The 19,806-nt window shown below is 56.8% G+C and carries 21 protein-coding genes; 13 read left to right on the top strand and 8 right to left on the bottom strand.

Features of this window, described 5'->3' with window-relative positions; translation table 11 throughout:
• Positions 1-77 precede the first annotated feature (77 nt).
• Positions 78-2,042 (top strand): peptidase U32 family protein, encoded by a 1,965-nt coding sequence (locus tag HCH49_RS05800; RefSeq protein WP_033145519.1) that lies wholly within the window; start codon positions 78-80, stop codon positions 2,040-2,042.
• On the opposite strand, the gene HCH49_RS05795 is transcribed toward HCH49_RS05800, so the two are convergent.
• Positions 2,043-2,273, bottom strand: coding sequence for a DUF2554 family protein (locus tag HCH49_RS05795; protein WP_033145520.1), 231 nt, complete (start codon positions 2,271-2,273; stop codon positions 2,043-2,045).
• Positions 2,274-2,518: 245 nt separating this feature from the next.
• On the opposite strand from HCH49_RS05795, the gene HCH49_RS05790 reads away from it, so the two are divergent.
• On the top strand, positions 2,519-2,881 hold the full coding sequence (locus tag HCH49_RS05790) for a hypothetical protein (RefSeq protein ID WP_033145521.1): 363 nt from the start codon (positions 2,519-2,521) through the stop codon (positions 2,879-2,881).
• 164 nt (positions 2,882-3,045) lie between these two features.
• Here HCH49_RS05790 and HCH49_RS05785 read toward each other — a convergent pair whose 3' ends face one another.
• Together HCH49_RS05785 and ftrA are read right to left on the bottom strand one after the other, a co-directional pair.
• Positions 3,046-3,582, bottom strand: a complete 537-nt coding sequence (locus HCH49_RS05785; RefSeq protein ID WP_221702354.1) for a dihydrofolate reductase family protein — start codon at positions 3,580-3,582, stop codon at positions 3,046-3,048.
• 478 nt (positions 3,583-4,060) lie between these two features.
• Positions 4,061-5,068, bottom strand: coding sequence for a transcriptional regulator FtrA (gene ftrA, locus HCH49_RS05780; protein ID WP_167819207.1), 1,008 nt, complete (start codon positions 5,066-5,068; stop codon positions 4,061-4,063).
• A gap of 73 nt (positions 5,069-5,141) precedes the next feature.
• On the opposite strand from ftrA, the gene HCH49_RS05775 reads away from it, so the two are divergent.
• The 8 genes from HCH49_RS05775 (at position 5,142) to zinT (ending at position 13,159) form a co-directional block, all read left to right on the top strand.
• On the top strand, positions 5,142-5,555 hold the full coding sequence (locus HCH49_RS05775; protein WP_047060853.1) for a rhodanese-like domain-containing protein: 414 nt from the start codon (positions 5,142-5,144) through the stop codon (positions 5,553-5,555).
• Between the two features lie 156 nt (positions 5,556-5,711).
• Positions 5,712-6,815, top strand: coding sequence for a cobalamin-independent methionine synthase II family protein (locus tag HCH49_RS05770; RefSeq protein WP_219939633.1), 1,104 nt, complete (start codon positions 5,712-5,714; stop codon positions 6,813-6,815).
• A 203-nt stretch (positions 6,816-7,018) separates the two neighbouring features.
• A complete protein-coding gene (gene urtA, locus HCH49_RS05765) occupies positions 7,019-8,290 on the top strand; it encodes an urea ABC transporter substrate-binding protein (RefSeq protein WP_033145526.1) in 1,272 nt (423 codons plus the stop codon).
• A 22-nt stretch (positions 8,291-8,312) separates the two neighbouring features.
• Positions 8,313-9,887 carry an urea ABC transporter permease subunit UrtB gene (gene urtB, locus HCH49_RS05760; protein ID WP_221702353.1) on the top strand — a complete coding sequence of 525 codons (1,575 nt, stop codon included), beginning with the start codon at positions 8,313-8,315 and terminating at the stop codon, positions 9,885-9,887.
• A complete protein-coding gene (gene urtC, locus HCH49_RS05755) occupies positions 9,887-10,960 on the top strand; it encodes an urea ABC transporter permease subunit UrtC (RefSeq protein ID WP_143347014.1) in 1,074 nt (357 codons plus the stop codon). Before urtB ends, urtC begins: the two co-directional genes overlap by 1 nt.
• On the top strand, positions 10,960-11,757 hold the full coding sequence (gene urtD, locus HCH49_RS05750; RefSeq protein ID WP_196354398.1) for an urea ABC transporter ATP-binding protein UrtD: 798 nt from the start codon (positions 10,960-10,962) through the stop codon (positions 11,755-11,757). The genes urtC and urtD overlap by 1 nt, the downstream gene beginning before the upstream one ends.
• 9 nt (positions 11,758-11,766) lie before the next feature.
• Positions 11,767-12,465, top strand: a complete 699-nt coding sequence (gene urtE / locus HCH49_RS05745) for an urea ABC transporter ATP-binding subunit UrtE (RefSeq protein ID WP_094935484.1) — start codon at positions 11,767-11,769, stop codon at positions 12,463-12,465.
• A gap of 52 nt (positions 12,466-12,517) precedes the next feature.
• Positions 12,518-13,159, top strand: a complete 642-nt coding sequence (gene zinT / locus HCH49_RS05740) for a metal-binding protein ZinT (protein ID WP_221702887.1) — start codon at positions 12,518-12,520, stop codon at positions 13,157-13,159.
• 46 nt (positions 13,160-13,205) lie between these two features.
• Here zinT and ydeE read toward each other — a convergent pair whose 3' ends face one another.
• Entirely contained in the window at positions 13,206-14,399 is a 1,194-nt protein-coding gene (gene ydeE / locus HCH49_RS05735) for an efflux MFS transporter YdeE (RefSeq protein WP_221702352.1), read from the bottom strand.
• 193 nt (positions 14,400-14,592) lie between these two features.
• Here ydeE and eamA point away from each other — a divergent pair, with 193 nt between their 5' ends.
• Positions 14,593-15,498: an O-acetylserine/cysteine exporter gene (gene eamA, locus HCH49_RS05730; RefSeq protein ID WP_033145532.1), complete on the top strand. Its 906-nt coding sequence runs from the start codon at positions 14,593-14,595 to the stop codon at positions 15,496-15,498.
• Between the two features lie 32 nt (positions 15,499-15,530).
• Here the strand turns inward: eamA and marB are convergent, their stop codons facing one another.
• From marB to marR, 3 genes are read right to left on the bottom strand one after another with little or no spacing between them, the layout of a single operon-like run.
• Entirely contained in the window at positions 15,531-15,749 is a 219-nt protein-coding gene (gene marB, locus HCH49_RS05725; protein WP_029741246.1) for a multiple antibiotic resistance protein MarB, read from the bottom strand.
• 33 nt (positions 15,750-15,782) lie between these two features.
• Positions 15,783-16,163 carry an MDR efflux pump AcrAB transcriptional activator MarA gene (marA, locus tag HCH49_RS05720; RefSeq protein WP_008502237.1) on the bottom strand — a complete coding sequence of 127 codons (381 nt, stop codon included), beginning with the start codon at positions 16,161-16,163 and terminating at the stop codon, positions 15,783-15,785.
• Positions 16,164-16,183: 20 nt separating this feature from the next.
• Positions 16,184-16,618, bottom strand: coding sequence for a multiple antibiotic resistance transcriptional regulator MarR (gene marR / locus HCH49_RS05715; protein ID WP_008502236.1), 435 nt, complete (start codon positions 16,616-16,618; stop codon positions 16,184-16,186).
• 255 nt (positions 16,619-16,873) lie between these two features.
• On the opposite strand from marR, the gene HCH49_RS05710 reads away from it, so the two are divergent.
• Positions 16,874-17,539, top strand: a complete 666-nt coding sequence (locus HCH49_RS05710; protein ID WP_087822575.1) for a MarC family NAAT transporter — start codon at positions 16,874-16,876, stop codon at positions 17,537-17,539.
• Positions 17,540-17,624: 85 nt separating this feature from the next.
• Here HCH49_RS05710 and HCH49_RS05705 read toward each other — a convergent pair whose 3' ends face one another.
• Positions 17,625-18,821, bottom strand: a complete 1,197-nt coding sequence (locus tag HCH49_RS05705) for a sugar transporter (protein ID WP_032657078.1) — start codon at positions 18,819-18,821, stop codon at positions 17,625-17,627.
• A gap of 177 nt (positions 18,822-18,998) precedes the next feature.
• Between HCH49_RS05705 and HCH49_RS05700 the strand changes: the two genes are divergently transcribed.
• Positions 18,999-19,787, top strand: a complete 789-nt coding sequence (locus HCH49_RS05700; RefSeq protein WP_221702351.1) for a PhzF family phenazine biosynthesis protein — start codon at positions 18,999-19,001, stop codon at positions 19,785-19,787.
• The last annotated feature ends 19 nt before the right edge of the window (positions 19,788-19,806 follow it).

Raw genomic sequence — 19,806 nt, 5'->3', positions numbered from 1 at the left:
TACGCAAAACTGTTTCGCTGACGCATACTTCTGACTACAATAGCCGCCATTTTGACCATAACGGATAACGACGAAGTATGCGCCTGCAATCCCATCATCTTGAACTTTTAAGCCCGGCCCGCGACGCCGCCATTGCCCGTGAAGCGATCCTTCATGGTGCTGATGCCGTCTACATTGGCGGCCCGGGCTTCGGTGCCCGCCATAACGCCAGCAACAGCCTGAGCGATATTGCAGAACTGGTGCCGTTCGCCCACCGTTTCGGGGCGAAAGTGTTCGTGACCCTGAACACCATTCTTCATGATGATGAGCTGGAGCCTGCACAACGTCTGATTACCGATCTCTACCAGGCCGGCATTGATGCCCTGATCGTTCAGGATATGGGCGTGCTTGAGCTGGATATTCCGCCCATTGAACTGCATGCCAGTACCCAGTGCGATATCCGCACGGTCGAGAAGGCCAAGTTTCTCTCCGACGTCGGCTTTTCGCAGATCGTTCTGGCGCGCGAGCTGAACCTGAATCAGATCCGCGATATTCACCAGGCGACAGACGCGACGATCGAATTCTTTATCCACGGCGCGCTGTGCGTGGCTTACTCCGGTCAGTGCAATATTTCCCACGCGCAGACGGGCCGCAGCGCCAACCGCGGCGACTGTTCTCAGGCCTGCCGCCTGCCGTATACCCTGAAAGACGATCAGGGCCGCGTCGTGGCGTTCGAAAAACACCTGCTCTCCATGAAGGATAACGATCAGACGGCCAACCTGGGCGCGCTGATCGACGCGGGCGTGCGTTCCTTCAAGATTGAAGGGCGCTACAAAGATATGAGCTACGTGAAGAACATCACCGCGCACTATCGCCAGATGCTGGACGCCATCATCGACGATCGCGGCGACCTGGCGCGCGCGTCGGCCGGTCGCACCGAACATTTCTTTATTCCGTCGACGGACAAAACGTTCCACCGCGGCAGCACGGACTATTTTGTGAATGCCCGTAAAGGGGATATCGGCGCGTTTGACTCACCGAAGTTTATCGGTTTACCGGTGGGCGAAGTGCTGAAAGTGGCGAAAGATCACCTTGATGTCGAAGTGACGGAACCGCTGGCGAACGGAGATGGCCTTAACGTGATGATTAAGCGTGAGGTCGTAGGCTTCCGTGCCAATACGGTCGAGAAAACCGGCGAGAACCGCTACCGCGTCTGGCCGAATGAAATGCCCGCCGATCTCTACAAGGCGCGGCCGAACGCGGCGCTTAACCGTAATCTCGATCATAACTGGCAGCAGGCGCTGCTTAAAACCTCCAGCGAACGCCGTATCGCCGTGGATATTGAGCTGGGCGGCTGGGAAGAGCAGCTGATTCTGACCATGACCTGCGAAGATGGCATCAGCGTGACGCATACGCTCGATGGTCATTTCGAGGTGGCAAACAATGCCGAAAAAGCGCTTAACAGCCTTAAGGATGGCGTGGCGAAGCTGGGCCAGACGATCTACTACGCGCGTGCGATCGACGTGGCGCTGCCGGACGCGCTGTTCGTGCCGAACAGCCTGCTTAACCAGTTCCGCCGCGAAACGGCAGAGATGCTGGATGCCGCGCGCCTGGCGCAGTATCCGCGCGGAAGCCGTAAAGCGGAAACCGTACCTGCGCCAGTCTACCCGGACACCCATTTATCCTTCCTCGCCAACGTCTATAACCATAAGGCGCGTGAATTCTATCATCGCCACGGCGTGCAGCTGATCGACGCAGCCTATGAAGCGCATGAAGAGAAGGGCGATGTGCCGGTGATGATCACCAAGCACTGCCTGCGCTTTGCGTTTAACCTGTGTCCTAAGCAGGCGAAAGGGAACATTAAGAGCTGGAAGGCCACCCCCATGCAGCTGGTAAACGGCGATGAGGTTCTGACCCTCAAGTTCGACTGCCGTCCTTGCGAAATGCATGTGATTGGTAAGATGAAAAACCACATCTTCAAAATGCCGCAGCCCGGCAGTATCGTGGCGTCCGTCAGTCCGGACGATCTGATGAAAACGCTGCCGAAACGCAAGGGCAGCTAATTACCGAACGTGCGTGTCCGGTTTGCGCGACTTCTGCCACAGGTGGTGCTCGCGCAAACCCTCCGCCGACTCTTCCGCAGCGCTTCGCAACTCATCGCTGTCGGCTTCATGACGAAGCTGATGCGCCACATTCTTGACCAATAAATATTCGTGTCCTTTGTGCCCGGCCATAAGCTGGCCGGAAAACAGCGCACAGATAAGCATGACGAAAGATAACCCTTTTTTAATCATGGATTCACCGCTGAAAAAGAATGCGGGATAATCATGTCGATTATTTTTTAGGGTTATTATTCAAAAATTAAAATTAGCGAAAAGAAAATGTCAAATAATGTGGGTTCGGAATTACGGCTAAGATATTTCCTAAAAAAACCATGACGCTTTGTAAAGTATCATTTCTGGACCTCAATTAGATATTTGCATTAAGGATAAACCTTATATAATAGTTAGTCTCTGGCTAAGGAACAGGTCATTTCTAAATGAAAAAAATAATAGCGCTTGCGCTTCTGGCGGTTGCTGTTGTGGCCGCTGCAGGGATTCGTTATGCAGGTAATGACGAACCAGAATATATTCGTTCTGCGGAAATTCGCGTGGGTTCCTATTTAACCAGCGATTATGGTGGCGTTGCCTGCTCCAGCAAAAAAATAAACGATCGGCGCTGGGAATTAGATTGTACTCATCAGGCAAGAGGAAAAACATTCCAGTTTGCGGTGTATCCCTCTGAAAAAGCACCTTATGGTGTCGCCCGTTCCTTTTATCTTGAAGCCCTTAATGACGACGCAAAACAGAGCGCTGAGCAGGGGCTTATGCGTTATTTGCAGATCAATACTCATGCAGGTTAATAAGGTTGTTTAGCGTTCGTTAAGACAACAGGTGTTAGGTTGTAAGGGATCCGCAGCCCGGCCACGGAGTGTCGGGACGTAGAGACCAAAACACAAATCTATCCATGCAAGCATTTACCGCCAGTTATTGGCGGTTTTTTTTTGCGCAGGCCGTCGCGATGGTTTTATGGCATCAGCCGATAATGTGACTGCACCAGACCCGAAGGGAAACTGCGGCTTGATACAAGCGTTAAATCGATATCCTGAGGAAGGGTTCCGAACAGCGGTTTTCCCGCTCCGAGCAGGACAGGAACGGTCGTGATCACCATATCGGCCACCAGCCCTTCGCGCAGGAATGACTGGATCACCTGTCCGCCATCGAGATAGACCCGATGAACGTTCTGCGCAGCGAGATCGTCCAGCACCTCCTTTGGCGTGCGGCAAGAGAACTGCACTTTTCCCTTCAGCGCCTCCGGCACGGTCGTACCGGCCAGCTGTCGGGAGAGTACCAGCACGGGCCGTTCATAAGGCCATGCGTCAAAGGTCAGTACCTTTTCATAGCTACCCCGGCCCATCACGATCCACTCTTTGTCCGCGATGAATGCCTCATAGCCATGATCTTCCGTTGGGTCGTCGCGCTGCAGCAGCCAGTCGATATCGTCATTCTGTCGGGCGATGTAACCATCAAGACTGACCGCGATAAAAACGTGTGTGGTGACCATCAGGTGCTCCGTATTACGAAAATTAAAAAATGAATCTTCCTCTTAGCGGAGAGGGGCCCCTTTGTAAACGTGTATTCTGAAGCAATAAGACTGTCTTCAGAATAATGACAGACTTACAGCGATGCCCTGGTCCGGCTGTAAATCGCCGAAGCGTTTCCATAAGGCCGGGGCGAGGCGCAGGGATGCGCCGAGAGGGCGTGGCCTGCAGGGATGCAGGCTCATGCCCGACCCGATAGCCTGAAGGAATAAGCTGAGGGCACCGCGAAGCGGCGATTTACCGCCGGGAGCCCGGGTCGCCAGGGTGGTGGCGATTGAGCCACCCTGGCACGTTCACAGGTTATGTCGTTAAAGAATAGCAAGGAACATAAAGTGAACGGAATGACCACCAGAGCCGTATGTTCCCCCTCACCCCAGCCCTCTCCCTCAAGGGAGAGGGGGGCGTCCGTGCAGGCATTATTTTGTGGGGAACCCTCAACCGTTAGCGGGCAGTACCCGGACGTGAAAATTGTTTGCGATACTGAGCCGGGGAAAGCGCGAACTGCTGGCGAAAATGATGACGCAGTGTCGACGCCTGACCAAACCCGGTCTGTTCAGCGATGCTGTCGATGCTCAACCGGCTGCTTTCCAGATAATCTTTTGCTCTCAGCAGGCGTTCATTGATTAACCAGCGTGCGGGCGTCGTCCCCGTTGCCGCCTCGAAACGACGAAGGAAGGTGCGCTGGCTCATTCCGACCCGACGCGCCAGGGAGTCGACGCTGTGCGCCTCGATAAGATGCGTGTGCAGAAAGTCAAACAGCTGGCCGAGACGCTGGCTTTCCCGCAGCTGGGCTACCGGGCGGCTCAGCTGTTGTGGCTGTGAACCATCCCGGTGAGGGGGAATGACCAGCCGACGCGCCACGCTGTTGGCGGTTTCCATGCCATAATCCCGCCGCACAACGTGCAGACAGAGATCGATTCCCGCCGCGCTGCCCGCGGACGTCAGAATATCGCCTTCGTCCTGGTAGAGCACATCCTCAACCACGTCGATGTCTGGATAACGGGCTTTAAGCGCGTCGATGTAGCGCCAGTGGGTTGTGGCTTTGCGGCCGTTCAGCAGCCCCGTAGCGGCCAGCACAAATACCCCCGAACAGATGGAGAGCAGCCGGCATCCTCGCGCGCTGGCCTGGCGTAGTGCCTCGCAGAGCGCGTCCGGAACCGGTGAATCCAGCCCCCGCCAGCCGGGAACCACAATCAGGTCCGCAGACGCAAGCAGGCTTAAATCACCATCGGTAACGATGCGGATCCCGCCAGTTGCCCGAAGTTCACCGCTGTCCACGCTCGCCACCGCAAAACGATACCATTCATCGCCAAGCTCGGGACGCGGAAGGCCGAAGATCTCCACCGCTACGCCAAACTCAAAGGTACACAGACCGTCATACGCCAGTACGACCACCTGCGGGCGGGCAATTTGTCTTAAGTTTGTCATCTTTTTGCTGTTTTCTGGCATAAGCGAACGCATTCACGGGCTGAATTTGTGGATAGAGTAGTGTTAACACAAACGCCAAAGATGAGGAAGGATCATGAGCTATGTTACTGAATTTCCGGCTGCCGAGCCGCAGGAAGCCGTTACCCATTTTCTGCGCCGCCTGAGCGTTGAAACCGACTGCGCGGATGTGCATCACGCTATCGCCAATAATGAGCAGGACTTCGTGCTGCTGCACGTGGTGGGCAGCCCGGAGCAGTTTGCCCGCCGTCACGTGCCCGGCGCACTGCACCTGCCGCGGAGCCAGATGACCGCCGAGCGCATGGCCCAATGGCCTGAAGGCACGCTGTTCGTCGTTTACTGCGCAGGGCCGCACTGTAACGGCGCGGACAGAGCCGCGCTGAAGCTGGCGCGCCTCGGGCTGCCGGTCAAAATCATGCTCGGGGGGATCACCGGCTGGGAGGATGAAAAGTTCGCCTTTGCCAGCAGCGAAACCGCCGTCGCCCTGTGAAGATGAATTTTTTTCAACAGCCGTGAAATTTTCTCGTTTGCCGGAACAGAACAGGTATGACATCTTTTTTGGACATTTAGACATCCAGAAGTCTAAAACTTCAAATAATGAATTATCACTGCTGGCAATTATCGCCAGCAGACTGAGGAGATTTCCATGCAACGACAGCACGCCCCGTACCGCGCCGATGTAGTCGGCAGTTTTTTACGCCCGGATGCCATCAAAGAGGCTCGCCTGAAGTTCGCCAGCGGCGAAATTGACGCCGGACAGCTTCGCGCGGTAGAGGATGATGCCATTCGCCACGTCGTTGAGCAGCAGTGTGCGTGCGGCCTGCATGTGGTCACCGACGGTGAATTCCGCCGTGCCTGGTGGCACTTCGACTTCTTCGACGGTCTGCAGGGCGTTGAGCGTTACGATTCACAGCAGGGCATTCAGTTCAACGGGGTACAAACCAAAGCCCACGGCGTGCGCGTGACCGGCAAGCTGGGCTTTGGCGCCCATCCGATGCTCGAAGATTTCCGTTACCTGAAAAGCATCAGCGGCAATGCTCAGCCGAAGATGACCATTCCCAGCCCGAGCGTGCTCCATTTCCGCGGCGGCCGTAAAGACATCGATGCGACGGTCTACCCGGATCTGAATGACTATTTCGACGATCTGGCGACCACCTGGCGCGACGCCATCCGCGCATTTTACGACGCGGGCTGCCGTTACCTGCAGCTGGACGATACCGTCTGGGCCTATCTCTGTTCGGACGATCAGCGCCGTCAGATCCGCGAGCGCGGTGACGATGCCGATGAGCTGGCACGCATCTATGCCCGCGTCCTGAACAAGGCGCTGGAAGGCAAGCCGGACGATCTGACTATCGGGCTGCACGTCTGCCGCGGTAACTTCCGTTCAACCTGGATTTCCGAAGGCGGCTATGAGCCGGTGGCGGAAGTGCTGTTCGGGACTGTCAACGTTGACGCGTTCTTCCTTGAATACGACAACGACCGCAGCGGGGATTTCGCGCCATTGCGCTTCATTCGCCCGGGCAAGCAGCAGGTGGTGCTGGGCCTGATCACCACGAAAAACGGCGAGCTGGAGAACCCGGAGGGGATTAAAGCCCGTCTGGAAGAGGCGGCGAAATACGTGGCAAAAGAGCAAATTTGCCTCAGCCCGCAGTGCGGCTTTGCCTCTACCGAAGAGGGCAACAGCCTGAGCGAATCCCAGCAGTGGGATAAAGTCCGTCTGGTCACGCAGATCGCCAGCGAAGTCTGGTAAAGCCTCTTCCACAGCGCTGCATTATAAAAGTGCAGCGCTGTGCCATTCTGAGACGTTCTCTTTACATCCCGCGTTCCCCCTCCAGAAATAGCGCTACCTCCATTCTGGCATCCTTTTTGCTCCTGCTTCGCTGACACATTTTTTTTCCGCGTCCACGCCGTAACGGACGCTTTCGCACAGCGTTCTTTTTCAGGAGTGAAAATATGCAGCGTCGTACCTTATTAAAAGCCTTTGCGTTATCCGCGTCCGTCGTGACGATGGGAATGAGTTTTGGCGTGCAGGCGGCCGATACCATCAAAGTGGGGATCATGCATTCTCTTTCCGGCACCATGGCCATCTCCGAAACGCCGCTGAAAGACGTCGCGCTGATGACCATCGACGAGATCAACGCGAAAGGCGGCGTACTGGGTAAAAAACTGGAGCCGGTGGTGGTGGATCCCGCCTCAAACTGGCCGCTGTTTGCCGAGAAGGCGCGCCAGCTGTTAAGTCAGGATAAAGTGGCGGTGGTATTCGGCTGCTGGACGTCGGTATCGCGCAAATCCGTGCTGCCGGTCTTCGAGGAGCTGAACGGTCTGCTGTTTTATCCGGTGCAGTATGAAGGCGAAGAGATGTCGCCAAACGTCTTCTATACCGGCGCGGCTCCAAACCAGCAGGCCATTCCGGCGGTGGAATACCTGATGAGCGAAGACGGCGGCGCGGCGAAGCGCTTCTTCCTGCTGGGTACGGACTATGTTTACCCGCGCACCACCAACAAGATCCTGCGCGCGTTCCTGCATTCGAAAGGGGTGGAGGATAAGGACATCGAGGAGGTTTATACCCCGTTCGGTCACAGCGACTACCAGACCATCGTCGCCAACATCAAGAAATTCTCCGCGGGCGGCAAAACCGCCGTGGTGTCGACCATCAACGGCGATTCCAACGTTCCGTTCTACAAAGAGCTGGCTAACCAGGGTCTGAAGGCAACCGACGTGCCGGTGGTGGCGTTCTCCGTGGGTGAAGAAGAGCTGCGCGGGATCGACACCAAACCGCTGGTCGGCAACCTCGCGGCGTGGAACTACTTTGAATCCGTGGATAACCCGACCAACCAGGCCTTCGTGGCGGATTACAAAGCCTATGCGAAGGCGCACAAGCTGCCGAACGCCGATACCGTGGTGACCAACGACCCGATGGAAGCGACTTACGTGGGGATCCATATGTGGGCGCAGGCGGTGGAAAAAGCGGGCACAACCGACGTGGATAAAGTGCGTGCGGCGATGGCCGGTCAGTCCTTTAAGGCGCCGTCAGGCTTTACGCTCACCATGGATGCCACCAACCACCATCTGCATAAGCCGGTCATGATCGGTGAAATCGAAGGCAACGGTCAGTTCAACGTGGTGTGGCAAACAGAACAGCCGGTACGCGCCCAGCCGTGGAGCCCGTTCATCGCCGGTAACGATAAAAAGCCCGACCAGCCGATGAAAACCGCCAGCAACTAAGCCATCACCAGGGAGAAACGTCATGAACGCCATGCGCATGTTCATCGCTCTTGTATGGCTTTCCGGACTGCTGCCAGGGATGGCGCAGGCATCGGATGCCGATCGTTTTGTTGCCGCCAGCCGCAGCCAGCAGGCAGAGTTGCTGACGCAGTGGGCCGCCGCGCCGGACGCCTTGAGGCTGCCGCTGCTGCAGGCACTGCAAAAAGAAAACCTGTATACCGACAGTCAAAAGCACGCCTTTGCGCAGCGCAACGGTCAAATGGTTTCGCTCGGTGACGCTAAGTCGACCGAAGGGGCAGCCAAAGCCGTTCGTCTGACCAACCGGCTGCGCGTGCTGGCCGCCACGGCTATCGCTACGCATCAGCTGGTGAGTGACAGTGTCACAGAAAGGCGGACGGCGGCTCGTCAGCTTCAGCGGGATGCCCAGCCCGGAATGCTCGCTTTTCTGGAAAAGCGGGTAAACGATGAAACGGACGCGGTGGCACGTCAGGCGCTTTTACTGGCGGTGGCGAACCTCCAGCTAGCCAGCCCGCAGGCAGAGGTGCGCCGCAAGGCCGTCGAGTTATTAGGGCAGTCCGACGATCCGGACGTGGAGTCCAGACTTACCCCGTTTACCCAGGCACAGACAGAGCCGGATGCCGGGGTGCGCGCCGCCGCGCAGGAGAGTCTGAGCCAGATCCAGCATCGACTGATGTGGGGCGATCTGCTGGGCCAGGCGTTTATGGGGCTCTCTCTGGGGTCGGTGCTGCTGCTGGCGGCGCTCGGGCTTGCCATCACCTACGGCCTGCTGGGCGTCATCAATATGGCGCACGGTGAGATGCTGATGCTGGGGGCGTATGCCACCTGGATGGTGCAGCAGGCAATGGTCGGGCTTGCGCCCCAGTGGCTGGCGCTCTATCCCGTTATCGCGCTTCCGGTGGCGTTCTGCCTGACGGCGGGCATCGGGATGGTGCTGGAGCGCACCGTGATCCGCCATCTGTACGGTCGCCCACTGGAAACGCTGCTGGCAACGTGGGGGATCAGCCTGATGCTCATCCAGCTGGTGCGCATGACCTTTGGCGCCCAGAACCTGGAGGTGGCCAACCCGGCATGGCTGTCCGGCGGGGTGCAGGTTTTTGCCAACCTGACGCTGCCGTGGAACCGCATTGTGGTGCTGGGCTTCGTGCTGCTGGTGCTGTTCTTTACCTGGCTCATTCTGAATAAAACCCGTCTGGGGCTCAACGTGCGTGCGGTGACGCAGAACCGCAGCATGGCCGCCTGCTGCGGGGTACCGACAGGCCGCGTCGATATGCTGGCGTTTGGGCTTGGCTCAGGAATTGCCGGGTTAGGCGGCGTGGCGCTATCGCAGCTCGGTAACGTCGGGCCGGAGCTGGGTCAGGGCTACATCATCGACTCTTTCCTCGTGGTCGTGCTCGGTGGCGTAGGCCAGCTGGCAGGCAGCGTGGCCGCGGCGTTTGGTCTGGGTATTTTCAATAAAATTCTTGAACCGCAGATGGGGGCGGTGCTGGGCAAGATCGTGATTCTGGTGGCGATCGTGCTGTTTATTCAAAAACGCCCTCAGGGGCTGTTTGCGCTGAAAGGGAGGGTGATTGACTGATGAGCCAGCCGCTGACCTTAACGCTGGCGCGCAAAGCGCCGCGCACAACGCAACTTGCAGGTAGCCTGATGGTGGTGTGTCTGCTGATATTACCGTTTTTCGCCTTACTGCCTGCGACGCATCCGCTGGCGCTGTCGACCTGGATGCTGACGTTGATTGGCAAGATCCTCTGCTATGCCATCGTTGCGGTGGCGCTGGATCTGGTGTGGGGCTACGCCGGGATGCTCTCTCTTGGGCACGGCATCTTCTTCGCCCTGGGCGGCTACGCGATGGGCATGTACCTGATGCGTCAGGCTGCGGGTGACGGTCTTCCTGCGTTTATGTCGTTTCTCTCCTGGAGCGAGCTGCCGTGGTTCTGGTGGGGAACCCAGCATTTTGCCTGGGCGCTGGTGCTGATTGTGATGGTGCCGGGCCTGCTGGCGCTGGTGTTCGGCTGGTTCGCCTTCCGCTCAAAAATCAAAGGGGTCTACTTCTCGATTATGACCCAGGCGTTGACCTATGCCGGGATGCTGCTGTTCTTTCGCAACGAAACCGGTTTTGGCGGCAATAACGGCTTTACCGGCTTCACCACGCTGCTCGGGTTTTCGGTAACGGAAACGACCACCCGTATCGCGCTGTTTCTGGCGACCGTGCTGTTGCTGCTCTTGGCGTTAGGCACCGGATTTGCGCTGGCGAAGAGCAAGTTTGGCCGCATCCTGACCGCCGTTCGCGACGCCGAAAACCGCCTGACGTTTTGCGGCTACGATCCGCGCGGGTTCAAGCTGCTGGTATGGACGCTCTCAGCCGTGCTGTGCGGCCTGGCGGGGGCGCTGTACGTCCCGCAGGTAGGCATTATCAACCCCGGTGAAATGTCGCCGACGAACTCAATAGAAGCGGCAATCTGGGTGGCGCTGGGCGGGCGCGGCACGCTGGTCGGGCCGGTGATTGGCGCGGCGCTGGTGAACGGCGCCAAGAGTTTCTTCACCGTCGCGATGCCGGAATACTGGCAGCTGTTCCTGGGGCTGATTTTCATCGCCGTCACGCTGTTTTTACCGCGCGGCGTCTACGGTCTGTTTCGAAAGGGAGATAAATAATGCAGCCAGCCGAAGGGTTATTTACCCGCCAGTTGCCGGGCGATCGTTACCGTGAACAGACCGACCCGGTGCTGCAGCTTGAGGCCATTAACGTCAATTTTGACGGATTTCAGGCCCTGACCGATCTGTCGCTGAATATCGGCGTGGGCGAGCTGCGCTGCGTGATTGGCCCTAACGGCGCCGGTAAAACCACGCTGATGGACGTCATCACCGGCAAAACGCGGCCAAAGAGCGGCAGGGCGATTTACGATCAGTCTATCGACCTGACCGCGCTGGAGCCCGCGGCCATTGCCCGCCAGGGGATCGGCCGTAAATTCCAGAAGCCCACGGTTTTTGAAGCGCTGACGGTGTGGGAAAACCTGGAGATCGCCATGAAAACCGATAAATCCGTCTGGGCGAGCCTGCGGGCAAAACTCAACGGTGAACAGCGCGACCGCATCGATGAGATGCTGGTTTTGCTGCGCCTTAGCAGCGAGCGCGACCGCCGCGCCGGGCTGCTTTCGCACGGGCAAAAACAGTTTCTGGAAATCGGTATGCTGCTGGTTCAGGACCCGCACCTGCTGCTGCTGGATGAACCGGCCGCCGGGATGACCGACGCGGAAACGGAATACACCGCCGAGCTGTTCAAAGCGCTGGCGGGTAAGCACTCCCTGATGGTAGTGGAGCACGATATGGGCTTTGTTGAGACCATCGCCGACCACGTGACGGTGCTGCATCAGGGCCGCGTGCTGGCGGAAGGTTCGCTTCGCGAGGTGCAGGCTAACGAGCAGGTGATTGAGGTCTATCTGGGGCGCTAAGGAGCGATGATGTTACAGGTTAACGAACTGAATCAGTATTACGGCGGCAGCCATATCCTGCGCGGCGTGAGTTTTGAGGCCGCCACCGGAGAGGTCACCTGCCTGCTGGGGCGCAACGGCGTCGGGAAAACCACGCTGCTGAAGTGTCTGATGGGGCTGATCCCGGCGAAAACCGGGGAGGTCATCTGGCAGGGTAAAAAGATCACCCACAGCAAGCCGCACCAGCGGGTGCACTCTGGCGTGGCGTACGTCCCGCAGGGCCGCGAGATTTTCCCGCGCCTGACCGTGGAAGAGAATCTTCTGCTCGGGCTGTCGCGTTTTTCCGCCCGCGAGGCGAAGCAGGTTCCGGATGAGATCTGGCAGCTGTTTCCGGTGCTTAAAGAGATGAGGCATCGTCGCGGGGGCGATCTCTCCGGTGGACAGCAGCAGCAGCTGGCGATTGGTCGCGCGCTGGCGAGCCGTCCGCAGCTGTTGATTCTCGATGAGCCGACCGAAGGCATACAGCCATCGGTGATTAAAGAGATTGGACAGGTGATCCGCACCCTGGCGAACCGAGGCGACATGGCGATCCTGCTGGTCGAACAGTTTTACGACTTTGCCGCCGAGCTGGCCGACAGCTATCTGCTGATGTCGCGCGGCACCATTATCCAGCGCGGCCGGGGTGAAAACATGGAGCAGGAGGGCGTTCGCGGGCTGGTTGCGATTTAAAGTGTTATAATATAACATTCGCATTCTTATAAAACGGAATGAGGGTGTTATGTTGGCTGCACATTTTGGGAAATTTGCCATGACTCTGGGGGCGCTGCTGGTCAGCGGCCAGCTGTTTGCTCACTCGCACGGCCATCAGATGACCGAAGCGGAACAGCGGGCGGCGAACGGCGTGTTTGAGGATAAGGACGTGAAGGACAGAGCGCTGTCTGACTGGGACGGGACCTGGCAGTCGGTCTATCCGTTCCTGATGGACGGCTCGCTGGATCCGGTTTTTAAACAGAAAGCGCAGAAAGACAAAAGCAAAACCTTTGACGATGTGAAAGCGTACTACCGCAAGGGCTATGCGACGGACGTGGATGCTATCGGCATCGAAAACAACGTGATGGAATTTCATAAGGGCAAAGCGGTCAGCCGCTGTCAGTATGATTACAGCGGCTACAAAATACTGACCTACGCATCGGGCAAAAAAGGCGTTCGCTACCTGTTTGAGTGTAAGGATGCCGGCAGCAAGGCACCGAAGTTTGTTCAGTTCAGCGACCACACCATCGCCCCGAAGGCCTCTTCGCACTTCCACATTTTCATGGGCAACACCTCCCACGAGGCGCTGCTGAAAGAGATGGATAACTGGCCGACCTATTATCCGAATGAGATGTACAAAGAACAGGTGGTAGAGGAAATGCTGTACCACTGATGCTTTATTGCCGGGTGGAGGCTACGCCTCACCCGGCCTGGAAGCGCTACGCCACGTTGGGCGTTTCACACCACGCCTTCACGCTCATCCCACGCAAAATCATCAGCCACGCAATAACGATGGCGACCATCATGATGACAAATAGCGACCAGTGCGGCAGGTTGGTCAGGATAATACCGGTGATCATCGGGTTTGCCGCCGCGCCGAGCCAGCCCAGCGCCTGCGCAGAGAAATAGCTTGCCTTCATCCCCGGCGGGGCAATGTTGTCGATCAGCATGTATTCACCCGGTGCATAGATAATCTCACCCAGGGTAAAGATGGCGGCAGCGATGCCCCAGTAAACCAGGTTTTCCCCGGAGAGCATAAAGCCACCCAGTCCCACGATAAAAAACAGGGTGGCGAGGGTCATCAGCGGGCGAATATTGCTGGCAGAGATCTTGCGGCCCAGCGCATATTGCAACGTCACCACCACGGCGGCGTTGACGGGCAATACCACGGCGACCACCTTTTCGGCGAAATTACTGTCTGCATGCGCGGCCAGAACGTATTGCGAAATGCAGGTCGCGAACGATCCGCCGACGTATGACGCCAGCAGGCCGGAGAGCGTATACCAGAACAGCGCGCGGTCTTTCAGCAGTACCGACGGCTGCCAGGGCATTTTCTCCTCGGCGGCATCCAGCGCAACGCTTTTCTGCACGAAGAAATGGATGAATCCGAGCGGCAGCGCCGCGCAGAAGGCCGCCAGCCAGAACGGCAGCTGCAGGCTGTACATCACCAGCAGGGTGCCAATCGGCGGCCCGATCGTCCAGCCAATGTTCAGAAAGCTGTAGTTAAGCGAGAAAACGCGCGCTTTCTGGCTTGCGGTGAGCACGTCGGAGAACCAGGCCTTCAGCACCGTCGAAAAGACGGAATAGGCGCAGTTGATCAGCGCAAAGAACAGCACCACCAGCGTGACGTTATCGACCAGCGGGATCGCGACAAACCCCGCGATAAAGGCCACGATCGCAATCAGCATGTAGCGCTTTTTATCAAACTTATCGGCCAGAATGCCAAATCCCAGGCTGAACACCACGCCGATAGTCAGCGCAATCGTCAGTGCATAACCAATATTCTCGACGCTCATGCTGTAGACGCGCGTGAGATAAATGGTCATGAACGGCAGCGTTGCTCCCCGACCAATGGTTAATAACAATGACGACGCCAGCAGCGCTGCGGTTGAGCGCCTGAGAGATGGTTTCATATTCCTGCCCGACAGTTGCTTATGCTTTTTATGTTGTGTCCTAAAAGGAGTATCACGACATAAGGGGCTTGTATAGCGCCCAATTTATCCGTAAGTGCTTAGCCTGACTGCCAGAATTAATGATCTTCTCGCCGCGCACTTTTTTCTGTTACCTTGAACTGTTAACAAATAATTAATAATTCAGGGGCAGGGTATGACGCGTAAAGACGGGCTGCTGGCGTTGCTGGTGGTCGTAGTATGGGGGCTCAATTTTGTGGTCATCAAGCTGGGGTTGCACAACATGCCGCCGCTGATGCTCGCCGGTTTACGTTTTTTGCTGGTCGCGTTCCCGGCGCTCTTTTTCGTCGCCCGTCCGAAGATCCCGTTAAAGCTGCTGCTGGGCTATGGCCTGACCATCAGCTTTGGCCAGTTCGCGTTTCTCTTCTGCGCCATCAAGTTCGGGATGCCGGCCGGTCTGGCCTCGCTGGTGCTGCAGGCGCAGGCGTTCTTTACCATCATTCTCGGCGCCTTCGTGTTTGGCGAACGTTTACAGGGAAAACAGCTGGCGGGCATTACGCTGGCGGTGTTTGGCGTGCTGGTGCTTATTGAAGCCAGCCTGAACGGCCAGGATGTGGCGCTGCTCGGCTTTATGCTGACGCTGGCGGCAGGGCTGAGCTGGGCCTGCGGGAATATTTTCAACAAGCTGATTATGCAGCACGAGGCCCGCCCGGCGGTGATGTCCCTGGTTGTCTGGAGCGCGCTGATCCCGATAATCCCGTTTCTGGCGGCGTCGTTTATTCTGGATGGTCCGGATGTAATGCTGAACAGTCTGGTCGAAATCGATCTGACCACAATCCTTTCTCTTGTCTATCTGGCCTTTGTCGCCACCATTGTGGGCTACGGGATTTGGGGATCGCTGCTGGGGCGTTATGAAACCTGGCGCGTGGCGCCGTTATCCCTGCTGGTGCCGGTAGTGGGGCTTGCCAGTGCGGCACTCTTGCTGGATGAAACGCTGAGCGCGCTGCAGCTGTTTGGCGCCGTGCTGATCATGGCCGGGCTGTACATTAACGTGTTTGGTCTGCGGGTTCGTCGGGCGACGCGGGTAAGCGAAAAGGCATAAAAAAAGCCCCGCGTCTGCGGGGCAAAAACGAATCAGAGGCCGTGCTGATTATAATAAGGCACGCCTAATTCGTCGGATTTGTCGCTACCAGCACCCATATGGTTGAAATCATAAGGCGACTGGTCATGTGCTGACGGCAAAATCATCGTATCAGGATTATTTTGCTGCGTTGCACGAGGGGTTTGCTCCGCGAAGGTCTGGCTGGAGAACAGCACCAGCAAGGCGAGGGCGGCGGAGGCGGTAACTTTCATGATTTCCTCGGTTACGTCTGTTACAGGCGATGATTAACTACAGTGTTTTAACGGATACAGGTATCGGGATTCGCCCGGCACGCTGGTGATTCGATACTTATGAGGCGGCACGTCAAAATAGTTCTTGAACGTACGCGTCAGGGTCTGTTGCGATTCAAATCCGTAACGCTCCGCCAGATAAAGGATCGGCTCATTGCTTTCTTTCAGTTTCTGGGCAATTTCCGTCAGCTTGCGGCTGCGAATGTATTGACCTAATGAATGACCGGTCTCTTTTTTGAACATCCGTTGCAGGTGCCATTTGGAGTAACCTGAACGCTCTGACACTTTTTCAAGGGAGAGCGGCGATTCCAGGTTATCTTCGATCCAGTCCAAAATGCTATGAATGGTGATAGCGTCAGTATTGCGTCTGGACATCGTCATACCTCTTTTTCTGTTTACGGCAGTATTTTTTTGAGCAGAAGCTCAAGGGTTGCCACTTCATCTGCCGTTAAGTTTTTTGTTAGTTCCTGATGCAGTGTTTGTCCTACTAATTGATGACATTGCTCGCACATGGCCGCGCCATCGCTGGTCAGCTTTACCAGTACGCCGCGTTTGTCATTCGGGTTAGGGCTTCGTTCTATCCATCCTTTGCAGACGAGACGATCCAGCATGCGGGTTAACGCGCCCAGATCGACAGAGAGCACCTTTTTAAGCTCAACCGGTGTAATACACACTTCGCAGCGAATGGAACACAGCACTTTGAACTGTGTTGCGGTGATATCCAGCGGTGACAGATAGTCGTTGAGCAGGCGATCTTTTTTCTGATTTACCATATGAATAAGACGACCCAGCGGAACAACGTCGTTAAAGATATCACTGGTGCTTTTCACAATGGTTGCCCTGGCAAGTAGTTAGTCACGGCAGATATTATTGCTCAGGCAAGTATAAGTCAACTGAATGAGTCAGCCGATGCCACGAATTGCTAAAACGTTTCATGAACTTTTTTTGAGGTCTTTCAAATCATATAGATAACTGTCAGTTATCTTTCCAGGACGGAAATAATCGTTGCGTTGCGCCCATGGCTCAATGTCACACTTTCACCCTATAATTGCTGTGTTAAATATGGATAAGGACGACAACGCACTATGTTGGATTTAATAAAAGCAATCAGCCTTGGGCTGGTGGTCTTGCTGCCGTTGGCTAACCCGTTAACGACGGTGGCGCTGTTCCTCGGTCTGGCAGGGAATATGAACAGCGCCGAGCGTAACCATCAGTCGATGATGGCCTCGGTGTATGTGTTTGCCATCATGATGGTGGCTTACTATGCCGGACAGGTGGTGATGAACACCTTCGGGATTTCCATCCCCGGCCTGCGTATCGCCGGGGGGCTGATTGTGGCCTTTATCGGTTTCCGCATGCTGTTCCCGGCGCAAAAAGCGCATGAGTCGCCGGAAGCGGCCAGCAAATCGGAAGAGCTGGAAAACGAGCCGAGTGCGAATATCGCCTTTGTGCCGATTGCCATGCCGAGCACGGCGGGGCCGGGTACGATCGCGATGATCATCAGCTCCGCATCAACGGTGCGTGACAGCGCAACCTTCCCGGACTGGGTGCTGACGGTTGCGCCACCGCTGATTTTTGCGATTATCGGGGTTATCGTGTGGGCGTCGCTGCGCAGTTCTGGGGCCATTATGCGCTGGGTAGGCAAGGGCGGTATCGAGGCGATTTCCCGTCTGATGGGCTTCTTACTGGTCTGTATGGGCGTGCAGTTTATTATTAACGGCGTGCTGGAAATTATTAAGACCTATCACTGATGCAATTGCCGGGTGGCGCTTCGCTTGTACGGGCCTGCGGGTTTTGTAGGCCGGGTAAGGCGAAGCCGCCACCCGGCAAGAAGACTCACCCGTGCTGACCCTGTTCCTCCAGCGCCACCGGCCATTTACGGAAGATGAGCACTGACCAGACCAGCGCCACCAGGGCCGGAATGGCGCCCAGATAGCCAATCGCCGACATCGATACGTGCAGTATTACCTGATTTCCCACCAGCGCGCCCGCGCCAATCCCCAGATTGAAAATCCCTGAGAAAAGCGACATGGCGACGTCCGTTGCATCCGGCGCCAGGGCCAGGACCTTCACCTGCATGCCCAGACCAATAATCATGATCGCCACGCCCCAGAACAGGCTGAGGATCGCCAGATGGCTTTCACTGCCTGCGGCAGGCATCAGCAGCAGCAGGCAGGCCAGCAGCAGACCGATAGCGCAGCTCACCAGCGTTGACGCATGCCGGTTACCCAGCTTACCGAACAGCACGCTGCCAATAATGCCCGCTCCGCCGAGGATCAACAGCAGGATGGTGGCAAAGTTGGCGCTAAAGCCCGCCACCACCTGCACAAAGGGTTCAATGTAGCTGTACGCCGTGTAATGGGCCGTCACCACAATGACGGTAAGCAGGTAGATACCCAGCAGCGCCGGGCGACGCATCAGCAGCGGCAGGCTTTTCAGCGAGCCGGAATGCTCGCTCGGCAGCGCGGGGAGCAGCTTAATCAGGCATACCAGCGTAACCAGCGCGCCCATACCAATGGCGAAGAACGTCGTACGCCAGCCGAAGTATTGCCCTACGATGCGGCCAATCGGCAGACCCAGCACCATCGCCAGTGCGGTACCGGTGGCAATCAGGCTCAGCGCCTGGGCGCGTTTACCCGCCGGAGCGAGTCGAATAGCCAGCGACGCGGTAATCGACCAGAACACCGCATGGGCAAAGGCAATGCCGATGCGGCTAATGACCAGCACCGTAAAATTCCACGCCATAAACGACAGAACATGGCTGGCGATGAACAGCACAAACAGGCCGATCAGCAGCCTGCGCCGCTCCATCTGGCTGGTCAGCAGCATAAACGGCAAGGACATCAGCGCCACTACCCAGGCGTAGATGGTCAACATAATGCCCACCTGGGCCGTTTCCATCTGGAAACTTTCAGCGATGTCAGACAACAGCCCAACCGGAACAAATTCTGTGGTGTTAAAAATAAACGCGGCAATGGCCAGCGTGACCACGCGTAGCCACGCAACCCTGCGGGAAACTGTGTTCGTTGTCATAGGGATGTCGGAGATTCGTTGCTGAAAAGAAGAGGAGACGATCTTAAAACGTCGAACGGCGAAAACTCAACCATTATGTGACGCAGATCTCAATATTTACCTTATGAAAGCGGTAGCCGGGAACACCGTTTTCATTGAATATAAAAGAACAACACAATAAAAACAGGCGGTAAGACAATGCAGGAGATTGATTTTTATCTAGTAGATGCGTTCAGCGACACCTCGTTTGGCGGCAATCCGGCCGCCGTTTGCCCGCTCAAGGAATGGTTACCCGATGAGACCTTGCTGAAAATGGCGCAGCAGCATAATCAGTCGGAAACGGCTTTTTTCGTCTGCAGTAAAGGGGGCATTGAGCTACGCTGGTTTACCACGCTCACCGAAGTCAATCTCTGCGGCCACGCTACGCTTGCGGCCGCGCACGTGCTGTTTACCGGGCTGGATTACCCGGATTCGCGGATCCACTTTGATACCGCCTCTGGCCGCCTCACCGTCAGCCGGGAGGGGGAGTGGATGACGCTGGACTTCCCTGCATGCCCAACCCATCAGGAGACACCCCCGCCGGAGATGCTCTCGGCGCTGGGTATCAGCCGCTACGTTGAAGCCCGTAAAGGGCGCGCATGGCTGATCGTTCTGGAAAATCGCCAGCAGGTTGAAGCGCTTGCGCCGCGCTTCTCGGTGATGACGCCGGGCGAGCATAAGGTGAGCGTTACGGCGCGCGGTGAGGGGAAATATGATTTTGTCAGCCGCTTTTTCTCACCGGGCGTTTCCGTCCCGGAAGACCCGGTCACCGGCTCCGCGCACACCATGTTGATCCCATACTGGAGCGAAAAGCTGGGCAAAACCACGATGTTTGCCCGTCAGGTTTCAGCGCGCGGCGGCGATGTGCGCTGTGAGCTGAAAGGTTCGCGCGTGCTGATGAGCGGGCAGGCCACGCTTTATCTGAAAGGCACAGTTTTTCTGCGCTAAAAACCCATAACAAGAGAGG

Source organism: Enterobacter sp. Y17 (assembly GCF_019730495.1).
In the GTDB taxonomy this organism is placed as follows: Bacteria; Pseudomonadota; Gammaproteobacteria; order Enterobacterales; family Enterobacteriaceae; genus Enterobacter; species Enterobacter asburiae_B.
This window is presented reverse-complemented; position numbering and strand designations above follow the sequence as displayed.